Origin of the sequence: Vibrio penaeicida, from assembly GCF_002933855.1 — a bacterium.
GTDB lineage: Bacteria > Pseudomonadota > Gammaproteobacteria > Enterobacterales > Vibrionaceae > Vibrio > Vibrio penaeicida_A.
This window is the reverse complement of the sequence record NZ_BFAQ01000042.1, coordinates 31840-58558: the sequence shown is the minus strand read 5'-3', so window position 1 is coordinate 58558 and position 26719 is coordinate 31840. Positions and strand designations below refer to the sequence as shown.

General features: G+C 46.4%; 26 protein-coding genes. 25 read left to right on the top strand and 1 reads right to left on the bottom strand.

From position 1 onward, the window contains the following. Positions 1-22: 22 nt before the first annotated feature. The 11 genes from VPNCDNU1_RS22320 to yidD all read left to right on the top strand — a co-directional run bounded on the left by VPNCDNU1_RS22320 (position 23) and on the right by yidD (position 10120). Complete coding sequence (locus VPNCDNU1_RS22320) at positions 23-508, top strand: TRAP transporter small permease (protein ID WP_104402390.1); 486 nt, start codon at positions 23-25, stop codon at positions 506-508. After that, positions 505-1794 (top strand): TRAP transporter large permease, encoded by a 1290-nt coding sequence (locus tag VPNCDNU1_RS22315; protein WP_104402389.1) that lies wholly within the window; start codon positions 505-507, stop codon positions 1792-1794. The genes VPNCDNU1_RS22320 and VPNCDNU1_RS22315 overlap by 4 nt, the downstream gene beginning before the upstream one ends. A 334-nt stretch (positions 1795-2128) precedes the next feature. Continuing rightward, positions 2129-2992 carry an amidohydrolase family protein gene (locus tag VPNCDNU1_RS22310; RefSeq protein ID WP_104402388.1) on the top strand — a complete coding sequence of 288 codons (864 nt, stop codon included), beginning with the start codon at positions 2129-2131 and terminating at the stop codon, positions 2990-2992. 10 nt (positions 2993-3002) lie between these two features. Then, the gene (locus tag VPNCDNU1_RS22305) at positions 3003-3323 is read left to right on the top strand and encodes an L-rhamnose mutarotase (RefSeq protein WP_104402387.1); all 321 of its coding nucleotides are present in this window, start codon (positions 3003-3005) and stop codon (positions 3321-3323) included. Positions 3324-3333: 10 nt separating this feature from the next. Beyond that, positions 3334-4092, top strand: coding sequence for an SDR family NAD(P)-dependent oxidoreductase (locus tag VPNCDNU1_RS22300; RefSeq protein WP_104402386.1), 759 nt, complete (start codon positions 3334-3336; stop codon positions 4090-4092). 25 nt (positions 4093-4117) lie between these two features. Then, entirely contained in the window at positions 4118-4978 is an 861-nt protein-coding gene (locus VPNCDNU1_RS22295) for a fumarylacetoacetate hydrolase family protein (RefSeq protein ID WP_104402385.1), read from the top strand. Positions 4979-5006: 28 nt separating this feature from the next. After that, positions 5007-6110 carry a mandelate racemase/muconate lactonizing enzyme family protein gene (locus VPNCDNU1_RS22290; protein ID WP_104402384.1) on the top strand — a complete coding sequence of 368 codons (1104 nt, stop codon included), beginning with the start codon at positions 5007-5009 and terminating at the stop codon, positions 6108-6110. A gap of 158 nt (positions 6111-6268) precedes the next feature. Further along, entirely contained in the window at positions 6269-7057 is a 789-nt protein-coding gene (locus VPNCDNU1_RS22285) for an IclR family transcriptional regulator (RefSeq protein WP_104402383.1), read from the top strand. A gap of 373 nt (positions 7058-7430) precedes the next feature. Continuing rightward, positions 7431-9185: an ABC-F family ATP-binding cassette domain-containing protein gene (locus VPNCDNU1_RS22280; protein WP_104402382.1), complete on the top strand. Its 1755-nt coding sequence runs from the start codon at positions 7431-7433 to the stop codon at positions 9183-9185. Between the two features lie 76 nt (positions 9186-9261). Continuing rightward, a complete protein-coding gene (locus tag VPNCDNU1_RS22275) occupies positions 9262-9816 on the top strand; it encodes a GNAT family N-acetyltransferase (RefSeq protein ID WP_104402381.1) in 555 nt (184 codons plus the stop codon). Then, positions 9788-10120, top strand: a complete 333-nt coding sequence (gene yidD, locus VPNCDNU1_RS29345) for a membrane protein insertion efficiency factor YidD (protein WP_104402380.1) — start codon at positions 9788-9790, stop codon at positions 10118-10120. Before VPNCDNU1_RS22275 ends, yidD begins: the two co-directional genes overlap by 29 nt. 94 nt (positions 10121-10214) lie before the next feature. Here the strand turns inward: yidD and VPNCDNU1_RS22265 are convergent, their stop codons facing one another. Beyond that, on the bottom strand, positions 10215-10817 hold the full coding sequence (locus VPNCDNU1_RS22265) for a TetR/AcrR family transcriptional regulator (protein ID WP_104402379.1): 603 nt from the start codon (positions 10815-10817) through the stop codon (positions 10215-10217). A gap of 274 nt (positions 10818-11091) precedes the next feature. Here VPNCDNU1_RS22265 and VPNCDNU1_RS22260 point away from each other — a divergent pair, with 274 nt between their 5' ends. The 14 genes from VPNCDNU1_RS22260 (at position 11092) to VPNCDNU1_RS22195 (ending at position 26692) form a co-directional block, all read left to right on the top strand. After that, complete coding sequence (locus tag VPNCDNU1_RS22260) at positions 11092-12063, top strand: AMP-binding protein (RefSeq protein ID WP_104402378.1); 972 nt, start codon at positions 11092-11094, stop codon at positions 12061-12063. After that, a complete protein-coding gene (locus VPNCDNU1_RS22255) occupies positions 12056-12826 on the top strand; it encodes an ABC transporter ATP-binding protein (RefSeq protein WP_104402377.1) in 771 nt (256 codons plus the stop codon). The genes VPNCDNU1_RS22260 and VPNCDNU1_RS22255 overlap by 8 nt, the downstream gene beginning before the upstream one ends. Before the next feature lie 57 nt (positions 12827-12883). After that, positions 12884-13765, top strand: coding sequence for a branched-chain amino acid ABC transporter permease (locus VPNCDNU1_RS22250; protein WP_104402376.1), 882 nt, complete (start codon positions 12884-12886; stop codon positions 13763-13765). Positions 13766-13767: 2 nt separating this feature from the next. After that, entirely contained in the window at positions 13768-14835 is a 1068-nt protein-coding gene (locus VPNCDNU1_RS22245) for a branched-chain amino acid ABC transporter permease (RefSeq protein WP_104402375.1), read from the top strand. A 78-nt stretch (positions 14836-14913) separates the two neighbouring features. Next, positions 14914-16254 (top strand): ABC transporter substrate-binding protein, encoded by a 1341-nt coding sequence (locus VPNCDNU1_RS22240; RefSeq protein WP_201797152.1) that lies wholly within the window; start codon positions 14914-14916, stop codon positions 16252-16254. Positions 16255-16335: 81 nt separating this feature from the next. Beyond that, the gene (locus tag VPNCDNU1_RS22235; protein ID WP_104402373.1) at positions 16336-17139 is read left to right on the top strand and encodes an ABC transporter ATP-binding protein; all 804 of its coding nucleotides are present in this window, start codon (positions 16336-16338) and stop codon (positions 17137-17139) included. Positions 17140-17310: 171 nt separating this feature from the next. Continuing rightward, positions 17311-18960 (top strand): GMC family oxidoreductase, encoded by a 1650-nt coding sequence (locus VPNCDNU1_RS22230; RefSeq protein ID WP_104402372.1) that lies wholly within the window; start codon positions 17311-17313, stop codon positions 18958-18960. Continuing rightward, entirely contained in the window at positions 18960-19412 is a 453-nt protein-coding gene (locus VPNCDNU1_RS22225; protein ID WP_104402371.1) for a hypothetical protein, read from the top strand. Before VPNCDNU1_RS22230 ends, VPNCDNU1_RS22225 begins: the two co-directional genes overlap by 1 nt. Continuing rightward, positions 19409-20179 carry an electron transfer flavoprotein subunit beta/FixA family protein gene (locus VPNCDNU1_RS22220; RefSeq protein WP_104402370.1) on the top strand — a complete coding sequence of 257 codons (771 nt, stop codon included), beginning with the start codon at positions 19409-19411 and terminating at the stop codon, positions 20177-20179. The genes VPNCDNU1_RS22225 and VPNCDNU1_RS22220 overlap by 4 nt, the downstream gene beginning before the upstream one ends. Then, positions 20179-21135 (top strand): electron transfer flavoprotein subunit alpha/FixB family protein, encoded by a 957-nt coding sequence (locus VPNCDNU1_RS22215; RefSeq protein WP_104402369.1) that lies wholly within the window; start codon positions 20179-20181, stop codon positions 21133-21135. The genes VPNCDNU1_RS22220 and VPNCDNU1_RS22215 overlap by 1 nt, the downstream gene beginning before the upstream one ends. A 5-nt stretch (positions 21136-21140) precedes the next feature. Further along, the gene (locus VPNCDNU1_RS22210) at positions 21141-23129 is read left to right on the top strand and encodes a (Fe-S)-binding protein (RefSeq protein WP_104402368.1); all 1989 of its coding nucleotides are present in this window, start codon (positions 21141-21143) and stop codon (positions 23127-23129) included. Between the two features lie 19 nt (positions 23130-23148). Then, the gene (locus tag VPNCDNU1_RS22205) at positions 23149-25092 is read left to right on the top strand and encodes an acetoacetate--CoA ligase (protein WP_104402367.1); all 1944 of its coding nucleotides are present in this window, start codon (positions 23149-23151) and stop codon (positions 25090-25092) included. Beyond that, positions 25089-26243 carry a thiolase family protein gene (locus VPNCDNU1_RS22200; protein WP_104402366.1) on the top strand — a complete coding sequence of 385 codons (1155 nt, stop codon included), beginning with the start codon at positions 25089-25091 and terminating at the stop codon, positions 26241-26243. The genes VPNCDNU1_RS22205 and VPNCDNU1_RS22200 overlap by 4 nt, the downstream gene beginning before the upstream one ends. Beyond that, positions 26240-26692: a Zn-ribbon domain-containing OB-fold protein gene (locus tag VPNCDNU1_RS22195; RefSeq protein WP_104402365.1), complete on the top strand. Its 453-nt coding sequence runs from the start codon at positions 26240-26242 to the stop codon at positions 26690-26692. Before VPNCDNU1_RS22200 ends, VPNCDNU1_RS22195 begins: the two co-directional genes overlap by 4 nt. Positions 26693-26719: the final 27 nt, after the last annotated feature.

The window sequence follows — 26719 nt, the reverse complement described above, 5'->3', positions numbered from 1 at the left end:
GCACAAAGCTCTCGGAGCCAAAATGATGAGTCTGCTAATAACGAAACTGAATCAAATTGTTGCATGGGTAGCTAACCGACTGCTTGAACTGATTGTCGTGATAACGGTCATGCAGGTTGTTCTACGATATGTGTTTAACAAGCCAACCAGTTGGTCTGAAGAAGTCGCCATGTTGTTTTTGGTGTGGTACGGAATGTTGTCTATTGCCGTGGGGGTGAAAACGCACTCTCATGTTGCCATCACTTACTTGCGAGACAAAGCGCCAATACCTATTGGTAAGTCACTCGATTACTTTGCCTATTTCTGCATTGCTGGCTTTTCTTTCATTCTACTCATGAATGCTCAAACGTTGGTAAACATTGCGGGAGCGCAGATACTTCCTGCTTCCGGTTTACCAAAGCAGCTACTTTATTATTCAGCCGTTGTCGGGGCTATTCTGACTCTTATTAATGCGATCACCAACATTGTGACGGGAGACGTAAGGGAAAAAGAAGAGGGATCGTTATGAGTGCGGATCAAGTAGGAATTGCAGTACTACTCGGTAGTTTCTTAACCTTAATGTTACTAAGAGTGCCCATTGCTTTTGCACTAGGCATTTCTTCAGTGCTTACCGCTTGGCAGTTGGACCTTCCACTGTTGCTTGTGGCGCAGCGAATGGTTAATGGCATGTTCAGTTTTACGTTTCTTGCAGTGCCATTTTTTATTCTCGTCGGCAGCATTATGACGGAAGGCGGGATATCTGACCGATTGGTGCGTTTTTCTGAAGTATTAGTGGGTCGATTTAGAGGGGGCATGGCGCAAGGCAATGTTGTCGCCAGTACTTTTTTTGGTGGCATTTCAGGTTCGTCGGTTGCGGATGTGGCGTCGATTGGATCGTTTTTGATTCCAGCCATGAAGCGCAGTGGCTACCCAGCAGAATATTCGGTCGCGGTTACTGTGACGTCTTCCGTGCAAGGGGTATTGATTCCACCCAGTCAGAATATGATTTACTACGCGTTGGCAGCTGGTGGGTTACCGATTAGCCAGCTGTTTGTTGCAGGTTATGTTCCGGGCATATTGCTGAGTGTTTCTCTCATGATTTTGTGTGGATTTTTGGCGATTCGTTATGGTCACCCACAAGGAAAAAAGTATTCGCTAAAAGAAGGGTTAGCGATTACCAGTGAAGCCTCTATTGGGCTGTTTACCATCGTTATTATTATCGGTGGGATTGTATTGGGAATATTTACCGCAACAGAGTCTGCGGCTGTTGCGGTGGCGTATGCGTTGTTAGTCACAATATTGATTTACAAAAGCGTCAATCGCATCCAAATGAAGAAAATCATGAGCGACACCATGAAAACGTTGTCGATGGTGATCGCGATTATCATGACCTCTTCCGCATTTGGTTATTTATTGTCGTTCCTCAGCGTCCCGAGTTTGTTGGCTGATTTCATTTTGGGATTGTCGGACAACCCTTATGTGGTGCTGTTAGCCATCAACATATTGTTGTTGGTATTGGGAATGTTGATGGATATGGGGGTGTTAATTCTGATTCTTACACCCATTCTTTTACCCATCGCTAAAACCATAGGCGTCGATCCAATTCACTTTGGCATTATTATGTTGCTCAATTTGGGTATTGGTGTATGTACTCCACCTGTAGGTACTTCATTGATGGTGGGGTGCGGCATAGGGAAAGTGAAAATAGAAACCACCGCTCGGCACATGCTGCCTTTCTACTTGGCTATGGTAGCCGTACTCATGTTGGTGACTTACTTACCCGCAATTACCTTGTGGTTGCCTTCTTTACTATAGTAATGCCCTAAATAATTACTTTTAGTTACGAATGCACATGTAAGTCAAAAACCTCTTTCTGACCCCTTTCTTTGGATCTACAAAGTGAGGGGTTCATTCGTGTCACTTCATTTTTAACTATCCAATTCACTTCACCCGTTAACTCAATTACCCCACCAGTTCTTTAAGTCATTTCGATAATCAGCGGCTGCAAAGAAGATCTCGAACAAGCTCTTCGTGATCAACTTCACGCTAGCTGCTAAATTGATCAAATAATAACCAAAAATAGATTTACATATCGTATTTAAAATGTAATTTTATATTTAAAATATCGAACTGAAAAAGGAGATCAGAGATGATCATAGACAGTCACTTGCATCTATGGGATTTGGATGAGTTCGATTTACCATGGGTCAATGGATTTGAAGCGCTGAATAAAACGTTTAGCTTGGAAATGTACCAATCCGATTTCAAATCGGTCGATCGCGCCATCTACGTTGAAGTGGATGTGATTGAAAATCAAAAAGACAAAGAAATCGAAGCTATAGGGCAGTTGTGTCGCGACCCTAATTCACCGCTCGTTGCTATGGTTGCTTCGCTTGATGTATGTCGGAGCGATATTACCTCCTATTTACAACGCGTCCACAGCGATGCAAAACACGTCGTCGGATTCAGGCAAGTGCTTCATACAGAAGAACGCCCTCAAGGGTACTGTTTGCAAGAATCGTTTGTTAAAGGCGTGCAAGAGATAGGTAACGCTGGGTTTTCTTTTGATGTTTGTATTCGCCCACAAGAGTTAGAAGATGCCGCAGCGCTCATCAAACAATGCCCAGATACGTATTTCGTTATTGATCACGGAGGCATTCCTGCCATCGCCTCCTATTTGGAAGACGAAAAAGCCTATGAGAAATGGAAACAAGATATTGCCTCAATAGCGGCGATGCCAAACTCCGTTTGTAAGGTATCTGGTCTCGTTACCCAAGCTGGGGACCTTTCAAAATCAGAAGGGTTGTTAGGGGAAGTGATTGCCTATCTAAAAACCGCCTTTGGTGCAGAAAGGCTGTTGTTTGGTTCCGACTGGCCTGTTGTGGCTTTAGTGGAATCGGCGCAGGAGTGGCATCAACGCTTAAACACAATGGTTTCAAATTGGACGGAAGAAGAGCGCCAACACCTTTTCTACAAGACGGCGCAACGTTCTTACCTGTCACGGCTACGTTAGGAGAATGCCCATGAAGAAATTTGGTCAAGTTATCCGATTAAAGCCTGAACATTACGACGAATACGTTAAAGCACATGCGGAGGTTTGGCCTGAAGTATTGGCTCAAATCAAAGCGTCACACATCCAAAACTACTCTATTTTTCATCACGATGGTTTGCTGTTTGCCTACTTTGAGTACGTCGGTCATGACTTTGAAGGGGACATGGCTGCGATGGCTGCCGATCCCATTACTCAAAAATGGTGGGCGTGGATGAAACCTATGCAGCAGCCATTACCTGAAGCAGGTGAAGCGTGGTGGCAAAACATGGAACAAGTATTTGAACTCAATTAAGGAGATACCCATGCTACAGGGAAAAGTAGCCCTTATCACCGGATCTGCTTCTGGGATTGGGTTAGCGATTGCCAAAGGTTTTCATCAAGCCGGTGCACATGTTGTTTTAGTGGATATAAATCCAGAGCATCTTGAGCGCGCAGCGGAAGAATTCGGTTCTGATCGAATTACAGCGTTGACGTGTGATGTGTCTTCGGAAGCGGATGTGAAGCGCTTGGTTGCAGAGCTGGAACAGCAAATTGGTCGTTTGGATATTCTTGTTAACAATGCCGGAATTGCACACGTCGGTAACGTTGAGAATACCGAATTGGACGAGCTTCAACGCGTATTTTCCGTGAACGTTAATGGTCTATTTCTGTTCACCAAATATTTCATGCCAATGCTTCAGTCGGCAAAAGGCTCCATTCTCAATCTTTCTTCTATCGCTGCGAAAGTGGGTATTTCAGACCGATTTGCGTACTCGGCTTCGAAAGGTGCGGTATCAGCTATGACATTGAGTGTCGCGAGAGATTACGTTGATAAAGGAGTTCGCTGTAATTGCATTTGCCCTGCGCGAGTCCACACACCATTTGTTGATGGGTATTTAGATAAACATTACCCCGACAACAAAAACGAAATGTTCAAAGTTCTCAGCGAATATCAACCCATTGGGCGAATGGGGACACCAGAAGAAATCGCCGATATTGCGGTATTTCTTTGCAGCGATAAAGCCAAATTTATTACAGGCGTAAGCTACGACATAGACGGTGGCGTGGTTCAACTCCGCTAAACAGAATGATTCTAAGGACAACAAAATGAAACTGATTCGAGTAGGCGAACCGAGGCAAGAGAAACCCGGCGTCGAACTGAGCAATGGAAAACGTATCAATGTCAGTGCGTTTGGTGAAGATTATACCGAAGCTTTTTTCGAAAACGATGGTGTAGACCGGTTGGCGACATGGCTAGATGAGCACCAAGGGAATTGCCCAGAATTTGATGAAAAAGAACGATATGGTGCCCCGATTTGTCGCCCATCCAAAATTATATGTGTTGGTTTGAATTACAAGAAGCACGCCGAGGAATCGGGTATGCCGATCCCAAGCCAACCTGTGCTGTTTATGAAGGCGACGAGCTCATTGTGCGGGCCAAACGATCCTGTGATCATTCCAAAAAACAGCCTGAAAACCGATTGGGAAGTGGAACTTGCGATTGTTATCGGCAAGTCAGCCAGTTATGTCTCTGAAGATGAAGCATTGGATTATGTCGCAGGTTATGCGCTGCATAATGATTACTCAGAACGTGAGTTCCAGCTTGAACAAGAAGGGCAGTGGGTAAAAGGAAAAAGTTGTGACACCTTTGCACCGCTTGGCCCTTATTTGGTTACAACCGACGAGTGTACGGACCCGCAAAGTCTTCGATTGTGGTTATCGGTTAATGGAGAAATGCTACAAGACAGCAATACCAGTGACATGGTTTTCTCAATCGCACATCAAGTGAGCTACATAAGCCAATACATGACGTTATTGCCAGGAGATGTGATTTCTACGGGTACGCCGTTCGGTGTTGGGCTGGGATTTAATCCACCTAGATATTTAAAAGAGAACGATGTTGTCGAGCTCGGTATTGATGGGCTAGGCGTTTCCAGCCAAGTTGCCGTTGCGTATGAAAACGCCTGAATGGAATCAGGCTTAAGGAATCAAAGCCATGACACGGATAGTGAAAGCAGAGCTTTTTTGGGTCGATCTGACACCGGAAGTAAAACGAACAGATGCGATTCAGGCGTTTGTTTGTCAAGAAACACCCATTGTTAAGATTACCGATAGTGACGGTGTAACGGGGGTAGGGTATACGTACACAATTGGCACGGGAGGCTCCTCCGTTGTCGCTCTTTTAAATGATCACTTATTGCCTCAGCTTATTGGGAAAGATCCGGACTGTATTGAAGAGATTTGGCGATCTTTGTATTTCCATTCACATGCTACATCGGTTGGAGCGATAACGTCCCTAGCACTTGCGGCAATTGATACCGCGTTGTGGGATAGAAAATCAATCAAAGCTCAGCTTCCACTATGGAAAATGGCGGGAGGGGCAAAAGGCGAAATACCGCTGTATACCACCGAAGGCGGTTGGTTGCATCTCACACCAGAGCAACTCGCAGCCGATGCCATTGCTGTCAAACAGCAAGGATTTGGCGGCTCTAAAGTAAAAGTCGGCTCACCGAGTTTAGCGGAAGACATTCGCAGGCTGGAATACGTGAGAGAGCAGGTGGGCGACGACTACCACATAATGGTCGACGCCAATCAAAGCTTTAGCCGTGATGAAGCAATAAAGCGTGGCAGAGCATTCGCAGAGCTTGGAATCAGCTGGTTAGAAGAACCAATGCCAGCAGAAGATATTTCTGGTCATCAACAATTGTGTGCGACTGCAGGGCTGCCCATTGCCGTTGGGGAATCCATGTACGGCACACGCGGCTTTCGAGAGTATTTAGAGCGAGGTGCTTGCCATATTGTTCAAGTTGATGTGGCAAGAATTGGGGGGATCACGCCTTGGCTTAAAGTCGCACATTTGGCTGAAACGTATAATGTATCCGTTTGCCCGCATTTCTTGATGGAACTGCATGTATCGTTATGTTGTGCGGTGCCTAATAGCCGCTGGTTAGAATATATCCCGCAGTTAGGTTCTGTTACATCGAACACACTTTCAATAAATAATGGCAAAGCTATTGCTCCTTCGGAGTCCGGCTTAGGTATAAACTGGGATTGGGACAAAATACGGCAAACAACTAAAGTGGAAAATGCGATCACATAGTATGAATGATGTGATGTCTCGTTGATGAAACTTGTTAAAGTATTCAGTAGTATTGGTTCCAATAAGCGATAGTCTTATACCCAAGTATTTTAAGGTTACTTGGGTGTAGCGCCACAAAGGCAGCTTGGAAGTAAGTTATTCACTATTAAGGAAAACCATTGGATACGAAAGAAGAGAAGAAGTACCAAGCGCCAGCTCTAGAAAAGGGCTTAGACATCATAGAAGTACTTTCAAACCATGCTTCTGGGCTTTCTCAGGTCGAAATTGCCAGAGAATTAGGAAGAAGTGTGGGAGAGATATTTAGAATGTTGGTGGTTCTATGCGATCGCGGCTATTTGTCTCTAGATTCTCATACCGATAGGTACGCGCTTACCACTAAGTTGTTTGAAGTCTCGCATCGTTATCCAAAAATAAAACGTCTCACTTCTCTTGCTGTTCCGGTTATGAATGCATTAGCGGAAAAGCTATGTCAGTCTATTCACCTTGCCATCGTTTCTGAAGGTAAATTATTGGTTATTGGGCAGGTTGATTCACCAGGCTACCACTTAATGAGCGTGCGCTTGGGCGCCAAGCTGGATGTTTGGAAAGCCTCCTCTGGTCGCGTAATGTTAGCGCACTCTCCTGAGCAAGAACTCGATCAATTCATTATTGCTCACCCTCCCGGCGACGAAGATGAAATTGCGCAAATAAAAATGGAATTAGCCAAGGTTCGGAAAAAGGGATATGAAGAGCGAAAAAGTTACGTGATCAAAGGTGTTGTGAATATTTCAGTGCCGCTAACGGATTACTCGGGTCAAGCCATCGCATGTTTGACCGTTCCGCTGATAGAAAACGTGGAAGGAGATAACCGAACCATAAGAAAGGAATGTCGCGAAGCCATGCTTGAAGCTGCTCAGTATTTAAGTGAACAAATGGGAGGCAATCTGCATGAAGGCAGTACCCATTAACCTTTTGATTATATTTAATTAAAATTTGTTGATTCTGAACCAAACAAGAGAAGTGACGCACTTCTCTTTTTTTATGTCTCATTAACCTCAAAGCTGTCTTATTGTCAGGTCACGTTTTATTATTCTTCCAATGTTCCACATAGGGTATTACCCGATAACCAAAAGGAGGAATTAATTATGTTTGTGTGTCGCCCGTTTAGCGCACGTCACTTTGCTATAGTGAACCACTCAAGACATTGCGATATCGTGCTGCGATAATCCAGGCTTGAGCGAATACAAAACCATTCTATTCAGAGTGCTCTTCTCTTGGGCTCTTGGGTTGTTGTCAGCGTAGTTTGACAAGGGCATCGTGCCCGCAATTCTTGAGAAACTTATGAGTACTTTATTATCAGCACAAACTCTTACTATTGAACAACCTTCAAGCACCTTGTTTGAAGCGATTTCCTTTACCCTGCAAAAAGGCAACAAAATTGGCTTAATTGGTCATAACGGTTGTGGAAAAAGTTCGCTTCTTGCCGTGTTAAGTGGCAAGTCAGATTCCCATACTGGCAGTGTTACCAAAGCCTATAGCTGTGTGATTGCGAGTGTAGAGCAGCATCTTCCTGCGGCGGTTGAACATGCCAGTTTGATTGACGCATTAGCAGAGCAATTACCCGAACCCGACGAGCGATGGCGTGTAGAAGCGTTATTGGCCGAATTTGGCTTTAATGAAAGCCAATGGCAGCAGCTCGCTTCTTCCCTCAGTGGCGGGCAACATATGAAACTCTTGCTCGCAAGAGCCTTAATTACCCAGCCTGATCTTTTACTTCTCGATGAGCCCAGCAACCATTTGGATCTCCCAACCCTTTTATGGTTAGAGCGTTTTCTTAAAGAGTGGCGCGGTAGCTTTGTATTGGTATCTCACGACCAGACTCTATTAGATAGCGTAACTAATACCACTTGGATCATGAGAGACAAAGGGCTCTATAGTTTCGATTTACCTTGTAGCGAAGCAAGGCATGCTCTAGTAGAGAAAGATACGGCTGATGAAGCGCGCCACAAATCTGAGCAAAAGGAAATCGACCGTATAGAAAAAAGCGCCAAACGCTTAGCTGTTTGGGGCAAAGTTTACGACAACGAAGATTTAGCTCGTAAAGCCAAACATATGGAAAAGCGCAAAGATCGATTGGTCGAGCAGCAAACCGAGCTTTCACAAGGTTCACCGTGGACGCTGACCTTGTCGGGTGAGCGTATGCAAGCGAATCGCCTGTTAGAACTCGAAAATACCCAAGTGAAAGCACAGCCGCACCTTCCGTTGTTATTTGATGTGATTCACCAGCAAATCAAAAGCGGCGATAAAGTTGCAATACTGGGGCGAAACGGTAGCGGTAAATCTTCTCTCATGCGCATGCTTTGGGCTGCGTACTCCGATGGCCAGAGCGTTGGAGGAATAGTACTTCATCCAAAAGCAAACATCGGATACTACGACCAGAGCCTAGAGCAGCTTAATGGAGAGGAAAGTATACTCGACGCGCTGTATTCCTACGGAAATTTAACAGAAGAAGTACGAAAGCGTTCACTTATCAGTGCTGGCTTTCCATTTAACCGCCATGAGCAGAAAGTAAAAGAGCTAAGTGGTGGCGAGCGTTCTCGATTGCTGTTTATCGGGTTAACCCTCGCAAACTACCATCTACTCATGCTGGATGAGCCAACCAACCACTTGGATTTAGAAGGCAAAGAAGAACTTTTTGAGACGTTAAAAAACTTTCAAGGAGGCGCGTTGGTGGTAAGCCATGATCGCCGGCTTATTGAATCCAGTTGCAACCGGTTCTGGCTGGTGGCGGATGGAAAACTGGAAGAGCACCTAGATGTTGAGGTGGCTTACGAGCGTTTGGCTGTCGAAAGTGGTGACATTCAAATGAACAGCGCTTCCAAGCTTAGTGAAAATAACAGTACGTCAGACTCTTGCAATTCAGCACACGTTTCAGTAAACGTCGAAAACGACGAAGAGCTCATGCTCGAAAAGTTACTGGAACTAGAAACATTACTAGAAGAAGATATGGCTCGCAAACCTAAGCATCAAAAGGTAAAACTGCAAGATAAATGGCGTGAAGAAATCGCGGAAATCAATAGCAAATTAGGCTTGTAAAGGCGAAAGCGCTCACCCAAACGAGGGAGCGCTTTTTGTTGAACTTTGTCTGAACTAATTGGGTAAAGGAATATGGATGGAATTACGAATTAGAAAAGCATACCCAGATGAATGCCAAACTCTGTATCAGCTCGTTACTCAAGATGAAGAATGGACCAAATTCAACGGACCTTATTTTGGGTACACCAGACCAACAGAAGAAATATTCCGAACCACAACGTTTATTCGCTTACGTAAAGGGGAGGATATTCAAGTGATTGAATGGAATGGTGAACCAGTAGGAACCGTTAGCTGTTATTGGGAAGATGAAAACACCCGTTGGTTGGAATCCGGTATTGTTATTTACGATTCGAAAGCATGGGGAAAAGGCATCGCTCAACAAGCGTTAACCCTATGGGTTTCTCATATCTTCGCAACTAGAGAACTGGAAAGAGTCGGGCTCACCACGTGGTCGGGTAACCCTGCAATGATGAAATGCGCCGAAAAACTTGGCTTCAAACTTGAAGGCAGGCTGCGAAAAGTGCGTTTCTATAAGGGGACGTATTACGATTCCGTAAGATACGGAATACTAAAGGAAGAATGGATGCAATTGAGGAATACGAATGAGATATCTAGCCGTCGTACTGATTAGGTTTTATCAACGCTTTATCTCTCCATATAAAGGATTTCGATGCGCACACGCCTGTTTACACCAAGGGGATTCCTGTTCTGAAGCCGTTAAAAAGATCATTCAGGAACACGGCGTGTTTTCATCAAGGACAAGAATTTCACAGCGTTTTTCAGCATGCAAGGTAGCAAACGATACTTTGAAGCGAGACAAGAGAAAGAAAAAAGACAAAAAAGAAAACGATCACTTTTGTGACGGCGCGAGCTGTTGTACTGACATATTGTCATTGAAAAAAGACAGTTCTGACTGTGCCTGCGATTGTTGGTAAATGCATTCAGGAGCATGCTGCTACAAGCACCACGCTTCCTATACATATCATGCTCAAGCATTTTTGAACGCTGAGTACATAGAACAGCGAGTTCTTATTCGAAGAATTGGTTTTCCTCCAAATAATCGTGTGATCCAATAGCTCTGAGTACCAAGTCACTGAATATATTGCCTATTTCCTCGTCCGACTGACGCCCTCCGGGTTTAAGCCACAGGAAACTATAGAAAAACATACCGAGTAGACCTTTAACTGCCGTTTTATCGATCTTCCTAAATTGTCCCTGAGCCGTCCCTGCTGCGAAAGCATCCTCCCAAATCTGTTGGTATTCGGCATGCAAATTAGCAACCGATTGATACCGTTCACCCGTTAAAGAGTGAATTTCTCTGAAACAGACAGTCATCTCAGCCAAATGCATACTGATTACGTGCATTAAGTGACGGCTTAAGCTTTTCACGCGCTCTGCTGGATCAATCTGATTCGCGGTGATCTCTCTTCCCGCCTCGACCAACTCAACAATATAGCGTGACGAAATGTCAAACAGCAGGTTTTCCTTGGTATCAATATGGTGATAAAGCGCACCACGTCCAAGCCCAGTAGCTTCTCCAAGTTCCGCCACACCTACACCGTTGAACCCTTTTTCTGCAAAAAGTGTTGCAGCAATTTGCCGAATTTTTGCTGACTGTTTTGTATCTTTCAGAATTTTACTCCTTGCCCAAATATCTTGGACTGTTCAGTACAGTTAAATATGTAATGGGATGAATATTCCCAATATTACTTCTGATGCCAGATGTTTGGAAACTTAAATAAAATCGGCGAGAAAAGCAAGGAGAATGTGAATAAATGAAAAATAAATGTTGACATTTTGTTAAATAAGATCTTTAAATGTGTACAGACCGAACGGTACAGAAATTTAAAATTATGCACCATCACAAGGATAGTGGTAAGTGCTAGAGGCATTGACAGGGAAGCATATGAATAGTCGATTGCAGAGCAACGTAACCAAAGTTTCTGAGCAAGTTTCAATAGAGACGGATGGTTTGAACAACATTGCGATCAAAGCGAATCAATCTCCAGAGCAATTCGTATTTGTACACAAATCGCGAGGAGAGTGGCTAGGATTCAATTGGCTTTGGCTACACAAAACGCTAGAAAGCACGGTGTCGTGTCTAAGCCAAAAAGGGCTATCGTCTGATACGGTTTTGTTGGTGAGCGGCAATTATGAGCCAAAACTTCTGATATTAAGTTTGGCGGTTTGCTCGATGGGTGGACGAGTAGTGCCTATTTCATCAACGGCGAGTGAAAAAGAGCTGTCGGAGCTGATTGAAGCCCATTCTCCGACACATTGCTACATTGAAAAAAGACAAACTGTTAATCGCTGTTTGTCCATTCCTATATCAAATTCTATTATCTGTTTCTCCGCGGGCAGCGAATCTCGCATTGTGGGTCAATGGACCACAATTCCAATTGATGATGTCTTAGATTGCCCTGAGCATCCGCCCACCTCAGAATACTTGAGTCGCGTAGTCATTGAAGGTACGACAATTGGTTGGTGTGACGAACCGACGGATTGGCACTCTGGCATCCAAACTCTTTTTGACAAAATGACGGAGCATCATTTATGCATTGCCTTTCCCGAATCGGCAGAGTCCTCAGCGCGAGATCGTCTTGAAATTCAACCTACTCATTTGATCTGTTCGAAAGATCGCCTTGTTCGATACGCGAAAGATTTTAAAAGCCGACTCCCTGCAAAAAAAGGTTTAGCCCTCTCACTTTCAATAAAAGCACTCAAAGGTTATCGAAGCTGGTGGTCACGGTTTTTGTTGGAGCGTTTGAAGCGACTCAACGGATTCAGTCGGTTGAACCATGCTGACTTGTCTGCGGTAAACCCCATTAATTCCTCTCTCTCTTCTGTTCAGTTGAAAGGAGATAGCGCGCATGGATAGCATCTTAGATATTCGTGATATTTCATTATCTTTCAAGGGAGTGAAGGCTATTTCTAATTTTTCATTCTCGGTTGTTCGAGGTGAGATTTGTTCATTGATTGGTCCTAACGGGGCAGGGAAAAGCTCAATGCTGAATATTCTGAATGGAGTCTATCAACCTGATTCAGGGGAAATCGTATTCAATCAGGAACATTTTAAAAAGATGCACTCGTTAGATGCAGCGAAACGAGGGATCGGAAGAACGTTTCAGAATAACGCACTGTTTAAGAAAATGAGTGTGTTGGATAACGTGCTCACTGGTTTGTCTAGACACTCTACAGTTGGCACTTTGGCTCACGCATTGAACTTACCTTCGGCTAAACGTGAAGAGAAGATGTTCCGAGAAAAAGCCGAGCACGTATTGAAGTTTCTGGATCTTCAGGCACACCGCGACACCGTAGTTGAAAACCTCGCCTATGGTGTCCAGAAGCGTGTTGGATTAGGAAGGGCACTCGCATCGTCACCAGACATGTTACTGCTGGATGAGCCCATGGCGGGGATGAATAAAGACGAAAAGCTCGAAATGGCGGAGTTCATTCTTTCAATTAATCAAGAGTTGAACGTGACTGTTGTCCTGATAGAGCACGACATCAATATGGTGATGAATTTGTCTGATCACGTTGTCGTGCTTGATTACGGGCGAAAGGTTGGGGATGGCACGCCCGAAGATGTGCAAAACAACCCTGAAGTTATCGCGGCCTATCTTGGAGAAGATCATGACTAGTCACAATCAATCTCTCAATTCTGCACCCTATATCCGTTTCGCATGGAGTCCTTGGCTATGAATATTTTTATCGAAACGCTGATAGGCGGTTTATTAGCAGGAACCATGTACACCTTAGTGGCGATAGGGTTTGTTTTAATTTTTAAAGCCAGTGGTGTGTTCAATTATGCCCAAGGCTCAATTCTTCTATTTGCTGCTTTAACGTTAGTGACTCTGATTGACTTAGGTATACCGTTTTTTATCGCGATTATTCTTACTCTGTTTGTTCTTGGTATAGGTGCCATCGTAATTGAAAGAACGGTATTGAGACCTTTGGCCAACCGAAGCCCTATGACGCTCTTTATGGCGACACTGGGTTTGTCCTATGTAGTAGAAGGGCTTGCCCAAGGGCTAATGGGAGCTGAGGTTCGGGCTCTTGATATCGGTATAGAAGATCTCCCGATTTTTGTTGGCGACATACTGATCAGTGAGTTCGATCTTTATGCGGCGCTCATTGCCGTTACATTGGTTGCTATTCTAGCCAGCCTATTCAATAAGACACGACTGGGTATTTCCCTCAGAGCGGTAGCGGATGACATCAGAGCCGCGCAAACCATAGGCATTAACCTGAACCGCATATGGCAAATTGTTTGGTTTGTCGCGGGCGTTGTGGCATTGGTTGCCGGAATGGTTTGGGGCGCGCGACAGGGCGTCGCATTCTCCTTGTCTTTGGTTGTACTTAAAGCACTACCTGTACTGATCATCGGTGGGTTTACTTCCATAGGTGGAGCCATTGTCGGCGGCTTAATTGTCGGTGCGGGTGAAGCGTTAGCAGAAACCTATCTGGGGCCATTAATCGGAGGCGGTATTTCTTCCTGGTTTGCGTTTCTGCTTGCTCTGTTGTTTTTGTATGTTCGCCCAGCTGGGCTATTCGGTGAAATTCAGGTAGAGAGGGTTTGAGAATGTCGAGCATGGATGCACAAGTACAAGTCGCCAATAAGTTTTTGCCCTCAAGTACGTTTAAAAGGCCTAAACAACGACTTTCCCTTGTTTTAATCATTGGGCTTGCCGTTATATTTCCTATGGTGATGTCGGAATATTGGGTCTCGGCGGTAGTGCTACCTGCACTGATTCTGGCCCTCGCAGGTATAGGGCTCAACTTACTGACAGGTTACACGGGGCAAGTATCGCTTGGTGCCGGTGGCTTCATGGCCGTCGGTGCTTATGCTACCTATGCCTTTGCTATACATGGAAACATTCTGTTTTTACCATTAGCTATTTTGCTAGGTGGGGTGGTTGCTGCAATCGTAGGCTTTCTGTTTGGTTTGCCGAGTTCGAGGTTAAAAGGCTTCTATGTCATGGTTACAAGCCTCACTCTTCAGTTTTTTATTGAATGGTTGTTTACGCAGGTTGCATGGTTCTACAACTATGGCGCTGTACCCACTATATCTTTACCACCAATGGAATTGTTTGGGCTAGACATCAACGATTCCTCTACGGTTCGTTACTACTTCTCTATTCTCGTCATCATCGGCCTTACTTGGGGGGCTTGTAATCTTGTTAAAAGCCCTATTGGAAGAAATTGGATGTCGATTCGGGATATGGACACAGCCGCAGGAGTCATAGGGATCAATGCCAGAAAATACAAAACGTTAGCTTTTGCTGTCAGTGGTTTTTATCTTGGCATCGCTGGCGCTTTATGGGCTTTTATTTTCCTTGGAACAGCAAGTACTTTAAGTTTCCAGATTGAACGCTCATTTCAGATTTTGTTCATCATCATCATTGGTGGCATGAGTTCAATTCGCGGTTGCTACATTGGCGCTGCTTTTATCTTCTTAATGCCAATCTCCATCGATTATTTCGTGAAGACGTATCTTGGCGGCAGTATCGACCCAGGCATTTTGTCCAACCTCAACAAAGTCATATTTGGTGTACTCATCATCTGGTTTTTGATTAAAGAACCGGAGGGGATTACGCGAATGGTCAGTAACTTGGCAGCACGCATAAGGAACTGGCCACTCAGAATCTAAGCAGAACGAAAAGATTAAGCATTTCTTTTCATAAAGACTGAGTAGCCGCGGATTCGGCTACCATCAACAAGGAAGCATATGATGAAAAACTACATTTCACGGAGTCTTTGCGTCACCGGTATTGCGTTGTCTTCGTTGCTTGCACCCGTTGTGTCTTCGGTTGCGAACGCAGCAGACCAATTCATACCACTCCCGACTTATCGAGTTGGCCCCTATGCCTCAAGTGGCGCCCCTTGGTTTGCAGGGGAGATCGACTACTTCACGTACATCAATGAAGTGGAAGGTGGCATAAATGGGGTGAAGCTGAACGTCGAAGAGTTTGAGACAGAATACAGCCCCGATCGTGCAGTTGAAGTATACGAGCGGATAAAAGATGGCAAGGGCGGATCACCAACACCGTTTTTTATGACCCATTCTACGCCTGCGACCTATGCACTTGGAGAACGCGCCAGAAAAGACAAAATCCCATTGATTGACCCTGCAGGTGGGCGACCAGAATCGTTAAACGGCTTAGTTTTCCCGTACGAGTTTCCGTTGTTGTTTACCTATTACTCTCAAGGCTATGTGGCTATGGCTTACATTGCCCAGCAAGAAGGTGGGTTTGAGGCACTTAAAGGTAAAAAGATCGTTACCGTTTACCACGATTCAGGGTATGGACGTTCGTCTCAACCCATTATGGTGAAATTGGCTGAAAAGTACGGGTTTGAAAATATACAAATCCCAGTCGCACACCCCGGTAGTGAGCAGTCTGCAATATGGCGTCAGGTTCGCGGAATTCGCCCGGACTGGGTTGTACTGCGCACTTGGGGGGTCATGACCCCTGTCGGTATCAAGACCGCTAAGCGATTTGGCATCGATATTAACAAAATGATAGGCGATGTCTGGGCGGGCTCTGAAACGGACATGATTCCAGCGGGTACCGCAGCCATTGGTTATAAAGCGTTAGCGCCTTACCCAGGTGGTACAGACTTTGAAATCCATAAACGACTTCGTAAAGAGATCATCAACACCGATAAAACAGACCTCAAAGATCTGAGGGGCTTCGGTACCGTGTACTACAACATCGGTATGGTGAATGCGGCGCTTGCAGTAGAAGGGATGCGAACGGCGATGACCAAGTTCGGAAACCGACCTATCAATGGTGAGGAGATGCGTTGGGGGCTTGAAAACATGGAGATTGACAACCAGCGCCTTGAAGAGCTTGGCATGGTTGGTTTACTGCAAGAGTTGAAAGTAACGCCTAGTGATCATGAAGGCGGTGGTGCTGCGCGTATTCAGGAGTGGGATGGAACCAGTTTCAAGCTCATCACTGACTGGATTAAGGGAGACCAATCGCTTATTGCCCCGCTCATTGCAGAAAAGTCTGCCGCGTTTGCGAAGGAGCAGGGAATTACACCTAGGGATCCAAACAACCCTTAAAGGCTAGGAGTGTGGGTGAGCGCTTCGTCTTACCCGCCACTCCGATGGATAAGTTCGAACTCTAGTATTCAGGGAGGATGCATGAATCGTCAACAGAATGGAAATGAAGCGAGTCAAGAACTGCTTGTTGTTGACCAGATTGAAGTCATTTATGACGAATCCGTACTCGCCGTTTCGGATGTTTCTCTTACCGTGAATCGCGGCGAAATTGTGACTGTTTTAGGCGTAAACGGTGCAGGGAAGAGCACGACGTTAAAAGCGATCTCTGGGTTAGTACATGCGGACCGAGCAAAAGTCAGCAAAGGGCGTATCCAATTTAAAGGTGAAAGCAACATTGGTGTTGCTGCTCATCGGTTGGCACATCGCAATATTGTTCATGTACTTGAAGGAAGGCATGTCTTTTCTCGTCTGACGGTGGAAGAAAACCTGAAAAGCGGCACCTTTTTACACAAGTTATCCAACCAGCAAGTGAAAACGGATCTGGAACGCATTTATCACTGGTTTCCAAGGCTCAAAGAGAAACGTGCCACTCAGGCAGGTATGTGTTCTGGAGGCGAGCAACAGATGTTAGCCATTGGCAGAGCCCTACTGACTAGACCCGATCTGGTTCTTCTTGACGAGCCCTCAATGGGGCTAGCGCCTATTTTGGTTCAGGAAATTTTTTCTATCATTGCATCTCTCAACAAGGAAGAAGGCATGTCTTTTCTTGTTGCGGAACAGAACATACGTCAATCACTTAAATATGCACATCGTGCGTACGTGATCGACAGTGGCAAAGTTGTGCTTTCAGGCAGTGCTCAAGATCTCGCGCAAAGGGATGATTTACACCAAATCTACTTAGGTAACGCACCGGAAGAAGGTTATGCGCCAGAAGAAGTTCATTAAGACAATGAGTTAGATGTAGAAAGTGAACTAGATATAGAAAATGAATTAGATACAAAAAATGGATTAGAACTAGAAGCAATGAATTAAAAAACAACGCATCAATAAAGCATAGAACAGCGCAGCGCGGTGATAAATCACTGCCTTTGCTGAACACTGTAAGGATGGAAAGACATGAGCAAACGAGTCAAAGAATCTGAAATCGCTGATGTGGTCATTATCGGCTCCGGACCGTCTGGTTCTGTGGCAGCAAGATACCTAGTAAAAGCAGGGATGTCTGTTGTTACATTGGAGCAGGGTGACTGGGTGGATCCGAGAGACTATCCTGGCGACAAGCCTGAATTTGAATTAGCTGGAGGTAAGCAATGGCATCCCGCTCCCAATGTTCGTGACCGCGAACGTGACTACCCAATCAACACATCAGAAAGTGACATCGAACCTTTGATGGCGTCAGCCGTTGGGGGAAGCGGAACCATTTGGGCTGGACACTGGGTGCCTTTTCTTCCATCTGATTTCAAAGTACGGACATTAGATGGTGTTGCTGATGATTGGCCATTCAGCTACGAAGACTTGTTGCCACACTTGCTTGCTGTTGAACATGATGTTGGTTTGTCTGGAACAGGAGGCAACCCTGCGTATCCTCCTCAGTCTGGCTATCCGACACCCAACATACCCATTGGCAAAGTCGGAAATCGATTAGCGCAAGGCTTGGACAAGCTTGGCTGGCATTGGTGGCCGGGTTCCAATGCGATTCCGTCGGTGCCTTACAATGGGCTTAATCCTTGTGCAAGACGCGGGACCTGCATGTTCGGCTGTAATGAAAAAGCAAAATGGTCGCCGGATCTTGCACTTTTCCCAGAAGCGATAAGAGGTGGGCTGAAACTCATTTCTGGCGCACGTGTGCGTGAAATCGAGTACGACGATAACAAACAGCGTGTCACCGGTGCCATTTACATCGACAAGAATGGGCGTGAGCGTCGTCAGCGAGGAAAAGTCGTGATTCTATGCGCAAATACCATTGGTACGCCTCGCATTCTGCTCAATTCAAAATCCAAAACATTCCCTAATGGATTGGCGAACAATTCAGGTCTGGTGGGCAAACGCCTAATGATGCACCCATTCGGACTGGTCATGGGGCATTTCCCTGATGACTTGCAAAGTTGGCAAGGTCCATCTGGCATGTTGATCGATTCGTTTGAATTCTATGAAACCGACGAGAGCCGTGGTTTTGTTCGTGGTGCCAAATGGGGCGGTATGTCTGGCGGTGGTCCGTTGAGTGCTAAAGGCTTTGTTGGATCTGAAGTCTTTAAAGATGGCGGAAAAGTTGAAGACGCTTGGGGTAACAACTGGCACGACATGATCGAACGCCGATTTGGACGAACAGGGCTGTACGCCATTATCGGTGAAGATCTCCCAGAAGAGTCGAATCAGGTCACCCTTGACAGTGATTTGACAGACTCTGATGGTATTCCAGCGCCAAAACTTGTGTACAAAACATCGGATAACTCAAGGAAACTGCTGGATTTTCACAACGCACGAGCCGAAGAAGCACTTGTGGCAGCGGGAGCCATTGAAACACAGGTTTGTCCACAAATGCGCGAATCTGGTTGGCATCTATTGGGTACAGCAAAAATGGGGAATGAACGCGAGAATGCCGTCGTGAATCAGTGGGGGCAGGCTCATGACGTGCCAAACTTGTTCATCTTTGATGGCAGTACTTTCCCAACATCTGGGGGAGTTAACCCAACAGCAACTATTATGGCGGTAGCGCACCGTCAGACCATGCATATTATCCGTGAAGCAAGAAATGTGGAGGTTTCATAATGTCTGGAGCAAATCAACTGACTGACGAAATCCGGCAGACCGTCGCCAAAATTGCCGATTTCCTTATCCCAGAATACGGTGAAAAACCTGCGGCGTCAGATGTGGGCGTTCACAAGGAGATACTCGATAAGGTGTTCTCCGTTCGACCGGATCTCATTCCCGATTTTATGCGCGGTGTTCATTTTGTGGATGGGAAAGACACATCCGAAGCGATGAATTCCCTTTGCACTGAAGATCGACGCGCCTTTGATGCCATAACCAATGTGGTATCTGGTGGGTATTTACTGTCTGAGCGAGTCAGAGAAATCATTGGTTATCCCGGGCAAGAGCCAGCGCCCTATGATCCTCACGAAACACCAGAGTACATGACCAATGGCATGCTGGCCCGAGTGGCAAGACGCGGTTCCATTTATCGACCAACACCTTCAGTAGAAACTCAGAAGGAGGAATGATGAAAATTGCGGTCATTTTAAGGCTCAACCCAGTCCTTTCGGAAGAAATCGAACTGACTGAGGATGAGCGTGATATTGATAGAGAGTGGATCGGATTGGATTTAAACCCATTCGATGATCAGGCACTTGAACAGGCTGTCCTGCTCAAGGAATCCTATGGCGCTCATGTAACAGCCATTGCATTGGAAGATGAAGGCAGTAACCGAATGCTCAAAACAGCATTGGCAAGAGATGCAGATGCCGTCTACCAAATTCCCGTGGACATTGATGAAGAAGAGAGTCGTTCATCCCAGCGAGTTGCTTCTGCCTACGCGGAAGCCATTCAGGAGGTTAAGCCAGATATCGTCATGGTTGGCGTTCTTTCGACGGACGACGTGTATGGCGAACTGGCTCCGCATTTGGCAGCGCACCTAGCGTGGTCTCAGGTCAGTGCCGTTTCTGACGTACGTATTGACGAAAACAAGGTCATCGTCCGACAAGAATACTCCGGTGGTCGTGCGGCACTTCTGAGCCTGACAACCCCAGCCGTCATTGGTGTTCAAGCTGCTACTCAGCCCCCAAGATTTGTTTCAGGAAGCCGCCTGAGGGATCTACTTAAAGTTGAGGTGCCAGACTTAGCGTTGGATTTGGAACTACCTGATGATGCCTCCAATAACGCGCAACTCGCGTTGCCCGATCTGGAAGACGGTGCGGAGATGCTTGAAGGGGAACCTGAAGAGGTCTCAGAGCAGCTATATCAATTGTTGAAGGAAAAAGGATTTGTCTGATGCAGAGTTTAATTCTAATCGAACACGATTCAGGGCGAGTTGCGGATTCCTCATTGGAATTGATTCAAATGGCGTCTCAATTGAACCTTGAAGTCACCGCGCTGGTGTGTGCTCTAGACAGAGATGCGATCAATCACATTTCAACACAACTTCAAGGAGTATCGCGATTGTTAGCTGTTGAGCATGATCTATTTAACAACTATCTGTCCGGTGAGGTGTTGGTGTGTTTGAATCAAGCCGTAGAGCATGTTCAGCCTGATTTAGTCCTCATGAGCTACAGCACCGCTGGCGTCGATTTGGCTGGTGGAGTTGCTTATGCACAGGCAATCCCTTTGGTTGCCTACGCTCTTGATATGGTGATTGATGGCGATGCGCTTAAGGTGACTTCACAGGTTTATGGCGGCAAAGTGCTTGCTCGAAACCATGTCTCGTTGCCTGCTGTTGTGACCGTCATGCCCGGAGCTGTCAAATATGAGTTGGAAGCAGGCTCACCACCGGAAATTATCGCTTTTGACGTTACTGGTTTAGGGAACACAGGTATTGAGTTTGTTGGAATGCTTCAACCGGATAGTGATGGCGTTGATCTGACTAAGGCAGATCGGATTGTCTGTGTGGGTCGTGCCTTAGGTGGAAAGGAAAAGCTGCCCATTGTAGAGGCGTTAGCTGAAGCATTGGAAGCAGAAGTGGGTGGATCGCGTCCTGTTATCGATGCGGGCTGGTTACCCAAAGCACATCAAGTCGGGAAATCGGGAACAAAAGTAAAGCCGAAATTGTATTTGATGGCGGGCGTATCCGGAGCTCCGGAACATCTTGAGGGCATGCAGGAATCGGATTTGATCATTGCACTAAATTCGGATGAACAAGCCCCGATCTTTAATAAAGCCCATTATGGTGCAGTTTGTGACATGTTTAATGTTCTACCCGCACTAACCGAGCGAATCAAAGCTGGGGGGTAACGGCAATGTCATCAATGCAAACACTTCTTCTCTGGGTTATCACGCTATTAGCATTTGCCATTACACTATGGCGCTTTTGGCAAAGACTGAGAACGCTGAAAAAGGCTAGGTCGATCGAGCGATTTGACCGTATAAGTGAACGGCTGAAAGGTGTGTTTGGGGATGTAGGCACGCACAAACGCTTGCTAAAAAAACGCTATTCAGGCGTGTTGCACTTGATGATATTCAGCAGTTTTATCGTACTTTTCACCGCAATTATTCAGGCGTTCGGATCGGGTTTATTCCCGGGATTCAGCCTAACGCCATATGGCGGTGAGACGTGGATTGCACTGCTTCAGGAATGGTTTACTGTCATCATATTGATTGGTGTTGGTTTGGCTGCCTGGCAGCGATTGGTTTTAAAACCAGAGCGGTTTGAAGGTTCAAACCAGAAAGATGCGGTGCTCATCTACTGTTTGGTGATAGGCATTGTTCTCACCATGATTTTAGAGTTCTCAGCTTCCATCGTCGCTTCACAGGCATCTAGTCATGACTTCCGTCCAATTTCAAGCATGATGGCTTATGGGTTACGAGCATTTGGGATGACACCTGAAGCAGGGAGTATCGCCGCAGGGATTTTCTACTGGCTTCATATTCTGGTGATTTTGGGCTTCCTGATTTACATACCCGGGTCAAAGCATCGTCATATGTTTACCGCGGGACCCAATATTTTCTTTCGCCCACTTGAACCTAAGGGGCAACTACGTTCGCCAGATACTGGAGAAAGCGCTGAGGGTGGAGCGACAGTTGTTCAGACATTTGATGATTTTTCATGGAAAGATCTACTCGATACTTTGTCGTGTACTGAGTGTGGTCGTTGTCAGGAGGTATGCCCTGCTCACGCAGCAGGTACATCGCTAAGCCCTAAAAAATTGATCATGGATTTACGTGAAGGGTTGCTTGAAGCGAACACTCAGCCAGAGGCAAGTGTACCCATTGTTGGTGGTGTTATTGCGACGGAAACCTTGTGGTCTTGCACCACATGCCGAGCTTGTATGCAGGCGTGTCCAGTAAGAATTGAGCATGTGCCGAAGATCGTATCGTTGCGCCGCACCATGGTAGAAGCCGGGGATGTAGAACCCATGCTTCAAACGTCTCTCACCAGTTTTCAATCTCACGGGAATTCATTTGGAAAACCTGCTAAACAGCGAGCGCGTTGGACTAAAGGATTGAAACCAAAACTCAAGGATGCCCGCAAGGAACCGGTTGATATTCTCTGGTTTGTTGGCGACTTCGCCAGTTTTGATGCAAGAGCTCAAAAATTATCTTTATTGGTTGCACGTCTGCTGCAACAAGCCGGTGTTGATGTTGGCATTCTATACGATGGAGAACGAAACAGCGGTAATGATGTTCGGCGAGCAGGCGACGAAGGCTTATTTGAATTGCTGGCACAGCACAATATAGACCAATTAGACGCGTGCGATTTCAATCGAATTATGACAACAGACCCACACAGCCTGAACGCACTGAAATCAGAGTATCCCGCTTTGGGCGCGAATTACGATGTGCTCCATTATTCCGAGCTGTTGCTGGAGCTGATTCGGCAAGGGAAATTGACGGTCGATAAAAGCACATCACATCAGGTGACTTATCACGATCCCTGCTATCTCGGCCGATATAACGATGGGTTTGATGTGCCAAGAACATTGATTCAGGCGCTGGGGCATGAACTCCACGAAATGCCGAGAAATCGAGAGAACAGCTTCTGCTGCGGTGCAGGTGGTGGGCGAATTTTTATGGACGATGCCCACTTTAAAGAACGACCGAGTGAAAGCCGAATTCGCGAAGCCTTGTCGCTAGGGAAGGTCGATCGGTTTGTCGTGTCTTGTCCGAAAGATGTGGTGATGTACAGCGCAGCCGTTCAGGCATTGGGTGTGGAAGAACAAATCGTTGTTCAGGATTTGGCAGAGCTAGTATGGGATGCCGTGGGAATTGATACATCTAGAGAAAGCTAAGGAAAGCTAGGGGCAGTTAATGATGAATAAGGAAATACTTTGGAAGCCATCCGCAGAACGAGTTCGTCAGTCAAGGCTCAGTCAGTTTGCTGAGAGAAACGGCTTCGACCCACATGATTACGACGCTTTGCATCGTTGGTCGGTGAGTGATCTCGGTGGCTTCTGGTCGTCGGTCTGGGATTTCTGTGACGTTGTGGGCGATAAAGGGGAAACGTTCTATGTTCCCAGCCCCACAGCAAGAATGACGGGGGCTCGCTTCTTCCCAGATGCCCAGCTGAACTTAGCGGAGAACATGCTCAAAGGATCCGACGGTGATGTCGTGCTGTTCACAGCTAATGAATTTGGGCAACAGGCGCAATTTACGCGAAAAGATCTTAGGATGAGAGTGGCGAAAGTCGCTGATGGTTTGCGCCAGTCTGGAGTTCAACAGGGCGATAGGGTTGCAGGAGTTCAACCAAACAACTTGGATGCCTTGGTCGCCTTATTGGGCACTGTGAGCGTAGGGGCGGTGTGGACTTCTTGTTCGCCAGATTTTGGTCAGTCTGCCATTATTGACCGAATCGGTCAGGTAGAACCCAAGGTGTTATTTGTCGAGCCGCGCTATCAATACGGTGGCAAATCATTTGATATTTCTGAGCGCATTAATCAGGTTGTCGACGGTATTCCGAGTATTCAAGCCATTGTGCAAAGTGGTGAAGGTGAATTAGTCAGTGATCGTGCGACTCGCCAAAGCGATTATGGTCGTCAAGAGCCGTTGACATTTACCCGCACTCCTTTTGACCACCCCATTTATGTTCTTTATACCTCTGGAACAACCGGCGCGCCGAAAGCCATTGTTCATCGAGTCGGTGGGGTATTACTGCAGCATTTGAAAGAACATGTTTTGCATGGCGACGTTCAACACCACGATCGAGTAATGTGGTACAGCAACACCGCATGGATGATGTATCACTGGAATATGTCTGCGCTGGCCGCCGGAGCCGCTATTGTGCTTTACGACGGTGCACCCATTTTGAAAACTCCGAGCGGTCTAGATTCCACACCACTTTGGAATTTAGCTTCTGATCTTGGTTTGACACACTTGGGTGTTAGCCCTAAATATCTCGCCACTATAGCGGCAGAAGGGTTTCTTCCAAACCAGCACTATACGCTTTCACACCTTAAGTCACTTATGGTTTGCGGCGCGCCGACACTGCCTCATCAGTTCGACTGGGTGTATCAGGCAATCAAAGAAGACATGATGTTTGCCTCCATTTCAGGGGGAACAGAGATATTAGGTTGCTTCTTAATAGGATCGCCAATTCATCCTGTTTATCGGGGACAACTCATGGTTAAAGCTCTGGGGCACGCGATTGCGGCGTTGGATGATCGGGATATTCCGGTAATTGGAGAGCGTGGCGAGTTGGTTTGCACCGAACCTTTTCCCTCAATGCCACTTACGTTCTGGGGAGAGGGTGGAGATAAGCGATATCACGATACGTACTTTGGCGATCGCAACGAAGTGTGGACCCATGGCGATGTGGTTGAATTCACCTACTCAGGCGGCGGATACGTCCATGGTCGGTCAGACAATACGTTAAAACCCGGTGGGGTGCGGATTGGTATTTCTGAAATTTACGCCGTCTGCGAACAGTATAAAGAAGTGGACGATTACCTTGCATTCGGTCATCAGCATGATGGTGACGAAGATGTCGTACTTTGCTTAAAACCTGCACCCGGAGAAGACGTATCAAAAACGCTGGTGGCTGAAATACGCAATCAGATTAGACAGAACGCTTCTCCGCGCCATGTGCCTGCCAGAGTGCACATCGTTTCTGATGTACCTTATACCGTTAATGGGAAACGTGTAGAAGGCGCGGCAAGAACCGTAGTGGCGGGTGGCGTTGTTAAAAATATCGGGTCGATAGCCAATCAGGCTTGCCTTGAAGAGTACAGACAGCTGACTCGGGAGAATGCTTGGTGAATAACGCGATTGGGATAACAGGTGTCGCTTCTCTGAAACCTCAACGGCAAACCGAGGGTGTCACAACGCTGGAATTGCTGATGCGGGTATCAAGTTATGCCGCAAAAGACGCAGGCTTGTCTCCTTCGGATATTGATGGGTTACTGGTTTGCCCGCAAGTGGGAGAAACCCCCCAGCATGTGCCTGCCACCATTGCCGAGTACATGGGCCTCCAGCCGACAATGGCAAATGTTGTCGATCTTGGTGGTGCATCCGGGGCGGGAATGATCTGGCGTGCCGTGGCTGCGATTCAAGCCGGAATGTGCGAAACCGTATTATGTGTGATTGGCAACCATCGCAATCCAGAACCCAGCCGTTCACCCAATCGGAATCCGATTCGGGAATTTGATGTGCCTTTCGGTGCTTCTGGTGCCAATATTTCATACGCGCTGCTTATGCAGGCACACATGCACAAATATGGGTGCAGTGCTAAAGATTACGCTCAAATAGCAGCAGGTTCGCGGCAAAATGCGCAACTTAATCCCAATGCGATTTTTTACGGACAGCCAGCAAGTGTTGAAGACGTGCTCGCGTCACCGATTATCGCTTCACCTCTTCATTTATTTGAAATAGTCATGCCCGTGGCAGGGGCTGAGGCGGTTATTGTGACTTCCAGTCGCCATTTTCAAAAGGCAAATCATTCTCCGGTTTATCTTTTGGGTGCAGGTGAAAAAGTCACCCATCGCGCTGTCAGTCAAGCTCCAGAACTCACTTCAGGTCCCCTTAAACCTGCCATTCAACGTGCACTAAAACAGTCGAGAATGTCTGTTCAAAATATCGATTTCCTCTCGCTTTATGACTGCTACACCATCATGGTCGCAACGACGATAGAAGACGCAGGATTGTGCGCACCCGGCGAGTTTGGGCAGTGGTTGTCGAGTAACGGTGGAATGGGTATTGAAGCAAAACAGCCGATTAACACACATGGCGGTCAGTTGGGTTATGGGCAGCCGGATCTGGCTGGTGGTATGACGCATGTAGTGGAAGCGGTTCAACAAATTCGTGGCACGGCAGAGGCACGTCAAATCTCATCTTGTCGCAATGCATTAGTAACAGGAAATGGTGCCACCATGAGCGAGGCTGTAGCGTTGGTTTTAGGAGCGGAGCAATGAATCGGGATCATTTAGAACACTTGCAAACTTTAGAACACCTGCAAATTTTAGAGCACCTGCAAGTGCCTGGGCCAACGATAACCGCGTTGACACAACCTTTCTGGCGAGCTGTATCTGAATGCGAATTGGAAATACAGCAATGCCAATCTTGTCACAAGCATATTTTTTATCCGCGTTCGCAATGCCCGTTCTGCTGGGGAGAAGACTTGCAGTGGCAGCGGGTGACAGGAAGCGGGACTTTAAAAAGTTACTCTCAGGTAAACAAACCGGGGCATCCCGGATGGATAGACATAACACCCTACTATGTTGGTTTGATTGAACTGAATGAAGGGCCAACTTTGTTAAGTTATTTATTTCGGACAAAAAAGGACATGCAAATCGGAGACAGATTCAAGTTTGAGCCTACAAACTTGGGTGGTCGGATTTTGCCCTGCTTCGAGCAGGTTTAACTAGGGTCAGCAGACCCTAACAAAGGA